Here is a 12,066-nt window from a genome sequence, read left to right on the forward strand (position 1 = left end):
TTGTCGGCATATACTGCGCCAGCTTCTTGGCCAGATTCATCGCCGGCATCGTCTGCAGCCAGACCCGGCCCGGGCCGCGTAGCGTCGTCAGGAACAAACCTTCACCGCCAAACAGGATGTTCTTAAAGCCGCGTACCATCTCGACATCGAATTGCACGGTCGGCTCGTACATCGCCACGTGACCGGTGTCAACCTTCAACATCTGATTGACTTCGAGCGTGTACTCGACAATTTCGCCGTCAAGCTCCACAAAAGCCAGCCCAGGACCGGTGAGTTTCTGCATAATGAAGCCTTCACCGCCAAAGAAACCGGCCCCCAGTTTGCGGCGGAAGTGAATGTCGAGCGAGACGCTGCGCTCGGCGCACATAAACGCGTCTTTCTGACAGATCATCGTCTGCCCTGGCCCAAGGTTGAGCGGCACGATCTTGCCCGGAAACTCGGCGGAAAAGCCGATAATTCCCGGCCCGCCTTGTGGCGTGAAGTTGACCATAAAGATCGACTCGCCTGAGAACATGCGCTTGAACGCCCCGCCAAGCCCCCCTTCCATGTTGGTTTGCATTTGGACATTGGCGCTCATCCAGCTCATGCCTCCCCGTTCCGAGAAGACGGTCTGACCGGCAGGCACTTCGAGAATGACTGCCTGCATTGTGGTGCCGATGATCTTGTAGCGGAGACCGCTGGCGCCGATACCGGTGCCCACAATCGGTGGTTCGGGAAGATCAAGCCGTTCACCGGGACGATTATCGTACACATCGGCCATGCTGGCCGCTTCCCCGGAAGGTGGAATGAGTGACGGCGCCGCCGCCGGACTGCTCGGTGGTGTCGTCGGCGTCAATCGATAGCCGCAGTTGGTGCAAAAACGCGCTCCTGGCGTCACTGCAGAGCCGCATTGCGGACAAGTCATACGTAAACCTCCTTACCTCATCTGCTGCTCTAACATCACAATCTACGTAGCCGGAGCGCCAAAAGTTTCGTGCGTTCAGCCTTTGCTGAGCGTTTGCAAAAATTCGGCGTTCGACTTTGTCTTCGCCATCCGGGTTAGCATCAACTCAGTGCCATCGTTGTCGCCGAGCATGCTTACCATGCGGCGTAATGTCCACACCTGTCGTAGCGTCTCTGGGCCGAGCAAAAGATCCTCGCGGCGCGTGCCTGAACGCTGAATGTCGATGGCGGGAAAGATGCGTTTTTCGGCCAGCTTGCGATCTAGATGGAGCTCCATATTGCCGGTACCCTTAAACTCCTCATAGATCACATCGTCCATGCGCGAACCGGTGTCAATCAGGCAGGTCGCAATGATCGTCAGCGAACCGCCGTTCTCGATATTGCGCGCTGCGCCGAAGAAGCGCTTGGGCGGGTAGAGCGCGACCGGATCGATACCACCGGAGAGGGTGCGTCCGCTTGGCGGCATTGCCACGTTGTAAGCGCGGGCCAGGCGGGTGATCGAGTCCATCAAGATTACGACATCGCGCCCGATCTCAACCAGGCGTTTGGCCCGTTCGAGGGTCATCTCGGCAACCTTAGTGTGGTTTTCTACCGGCTCGTCGAAGGTAGATGAGATGACCTCACCCCGCACCGAGCGCCGCATATCGGTCACCTCTTCTGGTCGTTCGCCGATCAGCAGCACCATCAGGTGAATATCGGGGTAATTGGTCGTAATGCCATTGGCAATCGCCTTGAGCAGCATCGTCTTACCGGCTTTAGGTGGCGAAACAATCAGACCGCGCTGCCCGCGCCCAATCGGCGCGATCAAATCGACCAGCCTCGTATGCAAGAGGTTCGGTTCAGTTTCTAACTTGATCTGTTCGTTGGGAAAGATCGGAGTTAATTGATCAAATAGCGGTCGTTGACGCGCCGTTTCAGGGTCTTGTTCGTTGATCTTCTCAACCCGCAAGAGTGAGTAATACCGTTCATTCTCTTTCGGTGGTCGGATCTGACCCCAAATCTGATCGCCACTGCGCAGCGCAAATCTGCGGATCTGCGATTGAGAAACGTATACGTCTTCCGGGCTGGGAAGCATTCGATTGCCGCGTAAAAAGCCAAAACCTTCCGGCATAATGTCCAGAATGCCGTCACTGTAAATTGTGCCGGTATCGATAGCTTGCTCAATCGTTTGAGCCTGGATCAATTTGTCGATTAATTCTCGTTTCTTCAGAGTGCTAATGCCCGAAATATCAAGTTTGCGCGCCATCTCGCGCAAATCGGCGAGCGTTTTCGTTTCTAATTCGGCCACCGTCATCACGATAGATACTCCTTGAAGCAACAACGATGAGGGTTATGGTAGACGCGATTCAGAAGATGCGCATGATCCGGCGGCCACGCGGATCGCGCGCACCAATGTAGAATGAAATCAGGACATAGCAAATAGATCAATGAGATGTATCTCTTGCGCCAGCATAATCAGTGAGCCGGTCACTATGCGTGCCGCCTGTTTGGCGATGTGAAAATGGGGAGAACTACCGTAGCGCCAGCGGCGCGAGAGTCACAAGGCGCTGCGATATGGTTGTATCCGGGATTTGAGCTTAGTATAACACGTATGTCAAGATCGAGGCAAGACGGAAATATGGCTTGCTCGTGGTATTGACGATGTGTTTGCCGCATCACGTGATACCCCGACTGACCGGTTTCCAGCCTGCGCAGACGGAATGTCGCCGCTGGCGCGCGCAACAGCCCATCTGCGCAGGCATTATGTGTCGATTGGCGCCGATGGTCGGGCTTGCCGGCCATGGTGTGATGCTACTGGCTGGCGCGTCGATCGCAGTGTAGCCGGCAAGCCTAAAATTGAATGAGCGAGAAAACGTTGTGGTTGCGCAACCGTTCACGTCCGTTCAGAAAGGTCAGTTCAATCACAAAGGCCAGCTCGGCAACCTGACCGCCGGCCATGCTGATCAGATCGCACGCCGCTGCAATTGTGCCACCGGTAGCCAGAAGATCATCGATCACCAGCACGCGCGCTCCGGTTGGGAAGGCGTCGCGGTGGATCTCGAGCTTGTTGGTGCCATATTCCAACTGATATTCGATCTGGTACGTTGCTGCAGGTAATTTGCCCGGTTTGCGGATGGGTACCAGCCCCACGCCAAGACGATACGCCAGTGGCGCACTAAAGATAAAACCGCGCGATTCGATACCAACCACTGCGTCAATCTGCTGATCACGGTACCGTTCGTGTAGGCGATCGATGACCTCGCTAAACGCTGGCCCATTGCCGATCAACGTCGTAATGTCCTTGAACTGGATGCCAGGGATCGGAAAGTCAGGAATGTTCCGGATGAGACTGGCTAAATCCTGCTGCGCCATAGACCCTCCGTGGTAGACAGATACCGGTACACCGGCTATTATAGAGAACTCAAGGGTTTTTGTGGCGGAATTGACGTGAAACATTTCACGAAATCAATTCGTTTTATTGTTGATACGCCTATCATTGTAACGGATCAGGTTATGTACGCAATTGAATGTCATCGTCTTGGTCGCCAGTTTGATACCCTTGTCGCGGTAGCCGATCTCGATCTGGCGATTCCTGCCGGAGCTATCTTCGGTTTTCTGGGACCAAATGGAGCCGGGAAGACCACGACAGTGCGCATGCTGTGCGCGCTCATTGCCCCCTCGAGTGGTTCGGCGCGTGTCGCCGGCTATGATGTCCAATCCCAGGCTGCTCATGTGCGCGCTACAGTTGGTATCCTTACCGAAACTCCCGGCCTTTACGACTCGCTGACCGCGCTCGAAAATCTCATCTTTTTTGGTCGGCTGTATGGTCTTACTGCCGATCGCGCCGCCGAACGCGCCGCTCATTACCTGCGGCTCTTCGAGCTGTGGGAACGACGGAATGATCCGGTTGGTGGCTTTTCCAAGGGGATGCGCCAGAAGCTGGCTATCGCGCGCGCGTTGCTGCACGATCCGACGATTGTGTTTCTCGATGAACCAACCGCCGGCCTGGATCCGGCGGCAGCGCGCGCCGTGCGCCATGTCATCAAGACATTGCGCGCCGACGGTCGCACAATCTTTCTGACCACTCATAATCTGGCCGAGGCCGATGAATTGTGCGATTTGATTGGGGTGTTCCGTACCCGCCTCATTTCGCTCGATACCCCGACCAACCTGCGCGCGCGCTTGTTCGGTCAGAGCGCGCGGATCGTGCTGGCTGGGCCGGCAGCGCCACTGGTGCCACTGGTGCAGCAATTGCCGTTTGTGAGTGAGGTTGTGGCTGAGGAACGGGCGCTGTTGGTGCGTCTGACCGATCCAGAGCGGAATAATCCAACACTGGTGCGCGCCCTGGTCGCTACCGGTGCCGACATCTGTTATCTGGAACCATTTACGCCCTCGCTGGAGGCGGTATATTTGGAGCTGTTGCATGATGAGTCGGCAGTGGCAGCTTGATCCGGCTGGGATGTAATCGAAAGGAGGGCTACGGTGAATTGGGAACGTATCATCGTGCTGATCGGCAAAGAGTGGCTCGAGCTGCGTCGCTCACGCGGGTTGCTGCTCAGCATGTTGTTGCCGCCGTTGCTGTTGCCCATCTTTTCGCTCGGCCTGATCTTCGCTATGGGGTTGGTGAGTGACCCCGATACGGCTGACATCCCGGCAGCGGCAATCGACCCGGCGCTGGCCGATCTGGGCCTCGAAGCGCTGGCGCAAGTGATCTTTGGCCGACAGTTTGCGACCCTCTTTTTGTTGTTGCCAATGGTCATTCCCAATGTGCTGGCTTCGTATAGCATCGTTGGCGAGAAGAATCGACGCACGCTCGAACCGCTACTGGCGGCGCCTATCTCGGTGGGTGAGTTACTGTTGGGCAAAGTGCTGGCTGCGATCATCCCTGGTATTGCGCTAACATGGCTCTGTGCGCTGTTGTTTGCCGTCGGGATGGTTGTGGTCGTTGTCGATCCGGTTGTGCCTGCACTGGTGCTGCATCAAGGCTGGATCGTCATGCTCTTGCTGGCCAGTCCACTCCTGGCGCTCATTTCGGTGTCGCTTACGGTGATGATCTCATCGCGCGTCAACGATCCGCGCAGCGCGCAGCAGATTGCCGGTGTGCTGGTCGTGCCGGTGATGTTGCTCTTCTTTGGCCAGATACTCGGCTTATTCGTCTTAAATTCGCTGGTGGCGCTTACGTTCTCTGCCGGGTTGTTACTCCTCGCCGCTATTCTGCTCTGGCTGGCTACGCGGCTGTTTCAGCGCGAGACAATTTTGACGCGCTGGCGCTGACTACACTTGCGTGAGGGGGTATAATTGACCTAAACGTTCATTGAGGGTGGCCCTATGAGCGCGACAACCCTGCCAATGTATGAGGTGTTGACATCGCAGCCGCCTGACCTGATCGGCGCTGTGCGTGAGACGATCCCGTCAATTGGGATGTTGATCGATGCTCTCGAGCAGCCGTCTGACCCGGCTGCGCGGTTGAGTCTGTTGCGCCAGATCGGCGCCGAATGGCATGCCTGCGGCGGTCTGGCCGAGGTCTTAACAGAACTCGGCTTGCACCTCGCCGCCCGAATACCGATGGCCCAGGGCGTGGTGGTTAGCGAATTGTTGCTTGCCTTCGGCGCGGCGCAAGAAGAACAGCGCACCCGCGAATGGGAGGCGCGCCTGGTCGCGCGCGCCGCTGAACTCGATGGCCTTCACCGCATCATCTCTGCGGCCAATTCCACCCTCGATCTCGATACTTCGCTGCAAACAGTGGTTGAAACGGTCGCGCAGGTCATGAATGTCGAGGTCTGTTCGATTTATCTCTACGATAAACATCGCGACGATCTCGTCTTGCGCGCAACGCACGGCCTCAATCGGGCCGCAGTTGGACAGGTGGTGGCTCGCCTCGGCGAGGGAGTGACCGGCTGGGCAGCGCAGCTTGGCTATCCGGTCGCGGTGAGTGATGTGTACAAAGATCCTCGTTACCATCGTGAGCCGCAGCTTGGCGAAGAGATCTTTCGTTCGATGCTGGCCGTGCCAATTGTGCTGTTTTCCGCTGAACGGTTCCAGTTTAGCGCCGATAAGCTGCAAGGCGTGATCACGGTGCAGACGATTGCGCCGCGTGATTTCACCCAGGAAGAGATTTCGTTCGTTGAAATGGCTGCCGGCGAATTGGCCTTTTTTATCGCCAATGCCCAGCTCTACCAGCAGACCGATGAACGCCTGCATCAGAAGTTGCGTGAGTTGACCACTTTGCAGCAGGTGTCCAAGTCGATTGCCGAGCAGATCGGTCTGCACGATGTGCTGAGTCTGATCGCCGAAAAGGCTGTCGATCTCGCTAAGGTCGATCGCGCTGCGATCTTTCAGGTGGGTGAAGATGGGCATCTGAAGATGGTTGCCAGTTATGGTGGCGAAGGTGATGGCGTGCGCGATCTGATCATTCAGACAGTGCGCGATGGTCGGCCACTGGCAGTGATGAATGCGTACCAGGATGCCCGCTTTCCCCAGTTGCCTGAAGTTGCCCGGCGCGAAGATTTCCACGCCCTCTTCTGTATGCCGCTGCGCGCTCGTGGGCGCACGATTGGCGGGATTTGTCTTTACCGGCGCGAACCGCATCTGTTCGATTATGAACAGGTGCGCTTGCTCAATACCTTTGCCGATGAAGCGGCAATCGCGATTGAGAATGCCCGTCTCTACGAAGAGAGCCTGCGCGCCTTGCGCGTCAAGTCGGCGCTCCTCAAAGAGATGCATCATCGCGTGCGCAATAACCTCCAGACTATTGCCGCGTTGCTCGCTATGCAGTTGCGCCGCCTCGATCCGGCCAGTCCTGGCGCCAAAGCCCTTCGCGAAAGCGCGGCCCGCATTCAGGCGATTGCGGCTATCCACAACCTGCTGTCGAGCGATGACGTTGGGGTGACGACCGTCTGCGCAGTTGCGCGACAGGTGGTAGAACACGTGCAGACGCCGCTGCTCGACTCGGATCTGCGCGTTGAATTTTCCATTCTGGGTGGCGAGGTGCGGATCGGTTCGCGCGACGCAACCGTGCTGGCGCTGGTCATCAATGAGTTGATCGATAATGCTTTGACCCATGGCCTGGCGGCTGAAGGTGGCCGGATCGAGATCGAGGCGGTGCTTGAGCAGGGCCATGTGCTTATTGAGGTGCGCGATGATGGCCCGCGCCATCCACCGCCACCACCTTCCTCGTCGCGTTCGAGCAGCGGCCTGGGTCTTCAGATTATCGAAACGCTGGTTAAGAGTGATCTGAACGGCTCGTTCAGCCTGATCCGTGACGAAGAAGCCGGTTGGATGCGGGCCAGATTGCGGTTTCCCCAACGCATGATCGAAGAGGATCGGATTGATTTGTGACGCTATCGTTGCTCGCGCAGGTTTGTTGAGACATTGTGGGGTTTGGCATCGCTCCCCATAATGTCAAGGAGTTTTTGTGGATACCACTGTCTGGGCATGGATCGGCTTCCATGCAATCGTCTTTGTGGTGCTGGCGCTCGATCTGGGGGTCTTCCATCGCCGTTCTCACCGTGTCTCGGCGCGCGAGGCTGGAGTCTGGACGCTGGTCTGGGTGTCGCTTTCGCTGGCCTTCAATGGTTTGATCTGGCTCTGGCGCGGCCCGGATGATGCGCTCAACTTTCTCTCCGGCTATCTGGTGGAATATTCGCTCAGTGTTGACAATATCTTTGTCTTTGTCTTGCTCTTCAATTATTTTCGCGTGCCGCCACAGTACCAGCATCGCGTCCTCTTTTGGGGTATTCTCGGCGCACTCATCATGCGTGGCTCGATGATCCTCCTCGGCGCGGCGCTGATCGAGCAATTTGACTGGATTCTCTACCTGTTTGGAATCTTCTTGCTGATGACCGGCGCGCGCCTGATGTTTCACGATGACGATCCAGAGGTCGATCCACAACGGAATCTGTTCGCCGCCGTGGCTCGCCGGATTGTGCCGATCACGCCAGAGCTGCGTGGCGACCGGTTTTTTGTCCGCGAAGCCGGACGGTTGAGCGCGACCCCGCTCTTCCTGGTGCTCTTGATTGTCGAGAGCACCGATCTGCTCTTTGCAATCGACTCTATTCCGGCTATTTTCGGGATCACTCACGATCCATTTATCGTCTATACCTCTAATATCTGCGCAATTCTCGGTCTCAGGTCACTATACTTTTTGCTCGCCAGCATGTTTGCATCGTTTCACTATCTGCGCTTTGGCCTGGCGATCATCTTATCGTTCATCGGTGTCAAGATGCTGACACCACTGGTCACCGGCTGGTTCCTGGGTGGCCACGGCTGGCATATTCCCACCACCGTATCGCTGGCAGTGATTGTGGTGACGTTGCTTGTGTCAGTGGTAGCGTCGATTATCCGGTCGCGACGATTGGCTACCGCGACCGATTAGCCTGCGAAGGAGCTGCGCAATGCCCGATTTCCCCACTGAAGGCTCGCCACCATTCATTAATCGTATGCTGACCATTCCCGAATGGCGTGAGTATGTCGCCAACTACGATTTCGGTCAGCTTGCGCCGAGTCGGCTGGTGCTTCATCATACCTACCGGCCCGATGAGACGACCTGGCGCGGCCTGACAACGATGCGCGGGATTCAAAAGTTTTATGCCGGCAAGGGCTGGACCGCCGGGCCGCATATCTTTGCCGGCCCCGATGGGATCTGGCTGGCAACGCCAATGTCGCAGATCGGGATCCACGCTGGCACCGGCAACGGATCGCTGGCGAAAGGATGGTATTCCATCGGCCTGGAGATGGTCGGCTATTTCGACCGGGTATTGCCATCCGGGAAGGTGTGGGAGCATTCGGTGGCGGTGATGGGCGAACTGTCGCGCCGGCTAAAGATTCCACCCCGACAGCTCATCTCCTTCCACCGTGACTACACCAACCAGAAGAGTTGTCCTGGTTGGGCCGTGACGAAAGAATGGGTGTGGGCGCAGGTGGAAGCGTATCTCAATAATGTTGCCCCGCCACCGTCGCCACCCCCCGGTCAGATCGGCACGCCGGCCCCTGATGATGAACGCCTGATCGAGGCGCTCCTCGAAGAGGGATATAAACATAAGACCGGTGGGCAGGGATACAATGCCGACTGGGCCTTCCATCAGTATGCGCTCGAACATCAGCTCGGCATGCCCATGGGGCCGAGCGCTCGCCTCAAGGTTGACGGCAAAGAATATAACTATCAGCCCTTCGCCCGTGATACGCTCTACTGCGAGGTGCCGAATTGGGGCGATGTCAAGACGCTGAGCGATTTACTCGGCGGAAGTATTCCTCCTGGCGGGTTGGGTCGGGCTTTGCTGGAAGCGACCTATCAGGCGGGTGGCTCGCCCTTCCGACCCGATTGGGCGTTTCACCAGTATGCCGTGGCCCGCAAGTTAGGCCCGCCGGTTGGCAAGAGCGCTCAGATTACGGTTGATGGGAAACAATACGCTTATCAGGCCTTCGCCGTTGATACCCTCTACAACCTGGTACCCAACTGGAGCGATGTGCGCCAGTTGAGTCAGATCGGCGCCGCAACCGATCCGGCGACGGTTCGACTCCGCGATGCGCTCTTGACCGAGACCTACAAGCAGGCCGGCACAACCTATCGCCCCGATTGGGCCTTTCATCAACTGGCGCGCCAGTGGGCAGTTGGCGTGCCGCTGGCCGGCAGTTACCAGATGACCCTGGAAAAGACGACCTATGCCCTGCAACCGTTTGCGCTTGATGTGCTCTACAATGTGGTGCCGAAGTGGAGTGAGGTGCAGCGGTTGAGTGAGCTGGCGCGTCAGCACGGCATGCCGGTGCTCGGCGCAGCAATGCCTGCCGGGCCGGTCTTTGCCAAATCGGCAATTACACCGCCAACTGATGGAAGTTTCAATATTATCCAGATTACGCCGCCGGCGCAGGCGTTCAGCGACCGTGGTGGCGAACCGGTGAGTATGGTTGTGCTCCACGCCATTCCTGGTACCGTGACCGAAACCATCGCGGCAATGACCGATTTTAATGCTCGCTTTGCCACTCACTACCTCATCGGCCTCGATGGTCGCATCTACCGATTGGTTGATGAAACGAAAGCGGCCTGGCACGCCGGTTTCGCCACCGGTAACGGCATACGCTACAACCTCAATCGAATAAGCATCGGGATTGCGCTCGAACGTCCGGCTGGCTGGCCGGTAGTGCGTGATGCCGGTGATACCGATGCGCAGGTGCGCGCGTTACGCTGGTTGCTGCGCCAGCTTGATGCTCGTTACCGCCTTGATCCCGATGCGATTGTGCTCTGGTCAAGCCTGGCTGCGAGCGACGAAGAGGCGCTCGCCGGTTTGCCGTTGGGCGCGTTGCGCGAGGCGTTAATGGAATGAGTCGGTTGGTTGGGGCGGCGCGACCGGTTGCCGCCCCAATTCTCGGATTCAGGTCAGGGCTGGCAAGCAGGCGCCCTCTTTCCGGTAAGCGCGAATTCAATACCATCAAAAACCGGGAAACATGTGCGTGTATCAGTCTGCCGGAGCGAGAGCTGTTATGACGATCTTATTCCTCGGCCCAGGCGAATCGCCGTTAGTTGAATGGTTGAAATCTATCGGCGAGGAAGTTATCGCTACAACGGAACCTGTTGACCTGGCGTTGGTAATGGCTCTATCGCCTGATTTCATCGTAAGCTACGGGTACCGCCATATCATCAAAAAAGATGTGCTCGCGCTCTATCAAAACCGGGCCATCAATCTCCACATCTCCTATTTACCCTGGAACCGGGGAGCAGATCCGAATTTCTGGAGTTTTGTCGAAGACACGCCAAAAGGGGTTACCATTCATTACCTGGATGAAGGTGTGGACACGGGCGACATCATTGCCCAAAGAAAAGTTACCTTCTCAGAGACCGATACGCTACGAACGAGTTACGACAAGCTCCAGGCTGAAATACAGGCACTCTTCAAGGAACACTGGTTGGATATTCGATCCGGGAGCTGCAATCGTCACAAGCAGCAAGGTAAGGGGACGTATCACCGAATGAAGGATAAAACCGCTCTTTTGTATCTGCTATTCGCTTATCAGACTCGTATGTATAAGCAGGTACCATGCCGTTCCAGGCACTTCGCGCCGAACATAGCCAAATTCTTCGTGGTTTTCCAGAAAATCTAGCCATTCTCTATCACTGACAAACCTGGTATCACTAATCAGGGGGTTGGATACGAGTATCATATTGATGTTGTTCCGCAATCTAAATTCGTGAAAGTTCGTTCCTTTGCTATACTCAGCAACACGATTGAAATTCCTGCCCAAATAAACGTCATACCCGCCATGCGCCTCTAGCATGTTTACGGGACGACTAATATTAAGACTTTGAATGAGTCGTATCGTTTCGATATTGGACCTGATTGTCGGCTCCTGGTAGGGTCTGAACAAAAATAACAACGTTGCTGATATAGCCAGAATTGCAGAAAGTGTCTTATAATTGTCGCGTTCTCGTTGATTTGAACTATCTGCAAATAGTATGGTGATGACGCCGATAATGGTCAAGGTGACTAATATCAGCAGATAATGATCTCTTGGATAGATAATTGCAATAGAGATGATTCCTGGTATCATAAAGATAGCTGTTGTCAGTAGAATAGTTTTATATTGATGCAAATTTTGATAAAGACTTGTTTGTCTGTTTCTTTTTCTACTCAAAATCAGAATGTAAGAAACAAATCCAATCAATGTTGTATATTCCAACGCATTCTGCGAAAACTGTGGCATTAACAGGTTTGGGACAATTTTTGCCAAGCGCAGTAGATTGTAGAAAACATGCACCAGGAAAATTGTTGGGTTTGCAAGAAAAGCTTCTTGCACGCTATTCACATTGCCAAAACTGCGGGACACTATATCTTGCCAGTTAGTCCATGGATACATCGAACCTGGACCTAAATCTATCATATGTTTATGCCATGATACCCAATTGACAGAGAAATGTTGTCCGAAAGCTACCATACTTCGGTTGCCAATTGGCAGCCCAACGAAAACTAGAAGTGGAACTGCGAGAAGAAAACCCATCATCGCCGGCCACAATGATGTGAAAGTATTCTTTCGCCGGAGGAGATTATGCGCTACGAGAAACAGTAGCAGAAGACTAAACACAATGAACGAGACAAAGTATTCGGGGCGAACGTAAGAAACAAGCAAAGCGCCAATTGCCGCTATCGATCCACT

Annotated in this window: 11 protein-coding genes; 7 read left to right on the forward strand and 4 right to left on the reverse strand. The window is 55.5% G+C overall.

Annotation, left to right across the window (positions count from 1 at the left end):
* Together Q0650_RS14180 and rho are read right to left on the reverse strand one after the other, a co-directional pair.
* Window positions 1-904: TIGR00266 family protein (locus Q0650_RS14180; RefSeq protein WP_298820052.1), on the reverse strand; the 904-nt coding region annotated here is incomplete at its 3' end.
* Between the two features lie 75 nt (window positions 905-979).
* Window positions 980-2,236 carry a transcription termination factor Rho gene (gene rho / locus Q0650_RS14185; RefSeq protein WP_298820071.1) on the reverse strand — a complete coding sequence of 419 codons (1,257 nt, stop codon included), beginning with the start codon at window positions 2,234-2,236 and terminating at the stop codon, window positions 980-982.
* Window positions 2,237-2,585: 349 nt separating this feature from the next.
* Between rho and Q0650_RS14190 the strand changes: the two genes are divergently transcribed.
* Window positions 2,586-2,786: a hypothetical protein gene (locus Q0650_RS14190; RefSeq protein ID WP_298820054.1), complete on the forward strand. Its 201-nt coding sequence runs from the start codon at window positions 2,586-2,588 to the stop codon at window positions 2,784-2,786.
* On the opposite strand, the gene Q0650_RS14195 is transcribed toward Q0650_RS14190, so the two are convergent.
* Window positions 2,773-3,294, reverse strand: a complete 522-nt coding sequence (locus tag Q0650_RS14195; protein WP_298820056.1) for an adenine phosphoribosyltransferase — start codon at window positions 3,292-3,294, stop codon at window positions 2,773-2,775. The genes Q0650_RS14190 and Q0650_RS14195 overlap by 14 nt on opposite strands.
* Before the next feature lie 141 nt (window positions 3,295-3,435).
* Here Q0650_RS14195 and Q0650_RS14200 point away from each other — a divergent pair, with 141 nt between their 5' ends.
* From Q0650_RS14200 to Q0650_RS14225, 6 genes are all read left to right on the forward strand, one after another.
* Entirely contained in the window at window positions 3,436-4,371 is a 936-nt protein-coding gene (locus tag Q0650_RS14200; RefSeq protein ID WP_298820058.1) for an ABC transporter ATP-binding protein, read from the forward strand.
* 33 nt (window positions 4,372-4,404) lie between these two features.
* Complete coding sequence (locus Q0650_RS14205; RefSeq protein ID WP_298820060.1) at window positions 4,405-5,196, forward strand: ABC transporter permease subunit; 792 nt, start codon at window positions 4,405-4,407, stop codon at window positions 5,194-5,196.
* A 54-nt stretch (window positions 5,197-5,250) separates the two neighbouring features.
* Window positions 5,251-7,260 (forward strand): GAF domain-containing protein, encoded by a 2,010-nt coding sequence (locus Q0650_RS14210; protein ID WP_298820062.1) that lies wholly within the window; start codon window positions 5,251-5,253, stop codon window positions 7,258-7,260.
* Between the two features lie 76 nt (window positions 7,261-7,336).
* A complete protein-coding gene (locus tag Q0650_RS14215) occupies window positions 7,337-8,296 on the forward strand; it encodes a TerC family protein (RefSeq protein ID WP_298820064.1) in 960 nt (319 codons plus the stop codon).
* A gap of 19 nt (window positions 8,297-8,315) precedes the next feature.
* Complete coding sequence (locus Q0650_RS14220) at window positions 8,316-10,241, forward strand: peptidoglycan recognition family protein (protein ID WP_298820065.1); 1,926 nt, start codon at window positions 8,316-8,318, stop codon at window positions 10,239-10,241.
* A gap of 157 nt (window positions 10,242-10,398) precedes the next feature.
* Window positions 10,399-11,016, forward strand: a complete 618-nt coding sequence (locus Q0650_RS14225; protein WP_298820067.1) for a formyltransferase family protein — start codon at window positions 10,399-10,401, stop codon at window positions 11,014-11,016.
* Here Q0650_RS14225 and Q0650_RS14230 read toward each other — a convergent pair.
* The coding region (locus tag Q0650_RS14230) for a hypothetical protein (protein WP_298820069.1) at window positions 10,915-12,066 on the reverse strand (1,152 nt) is incomplete at its 5' end. The two genes, Q0650_RS14225 and Q0650_RS14230, sit on opposite strands and share 102 nt — an antisense overlap.

This window comes from uncultured Chloroflexus sp., from assembly GCF_937129525.1.
In the GTDB taxonomy this organism is placed as follows: domain Bacteria; phylum Chloroflexota; class Chloroflexia; order Chloroflexales; family Chloroflexaceae; genus Chloroflexus.

What these genes read in the sequence shown, in the direction of transcription:
- Q0650_RS14195 (WP_298820056.1), bottom strand. Translation starts at nt 3,294, where the DNA reads ATGGCGCAGCAGGATTTAGCCAGTCTCATCCGGAACATTCCTGACTTT.
- Q0650_RS14225 (WP_298820067.1), top strand. Translation starts at nt 10,399, where the DNA reads ATGACGATCTTATTCCTCGGCCCAGGCGAATCGCCGTTAGTTGAATGG.
- Q0650_RS14210 (WP_298820062.1), top strand. Translation starts at nt 5,251, where the DNA reads ATGAGCGCGACAACCCTGCCAATGTATGAGGTGTTGACATCGCAGCCG.
- rho (WP_298820071.1), bottom strand. Translation starts at nt 2,236, where the DNA reads ATGACGGTGGCCGAATTAGAAACGAAAACGCTCGCCGATTTGCGCGAG.
- Q0650_RS14200 (WP_298820058.1), top strand. Translation starts at nt 3,436, where the DNA reads ATGTACGCAATTGAATGTCATCGTCTTGGTCGCCAGTTTGATACCCTT.
- Q0650_RS14220 (WP_298820065.1), top strand. Translation starts at nt 8,316, where the DNA reads ATGCCCGATTTCCCCACTGAAGGCTCGCCACCATTCATTAATCGTATG.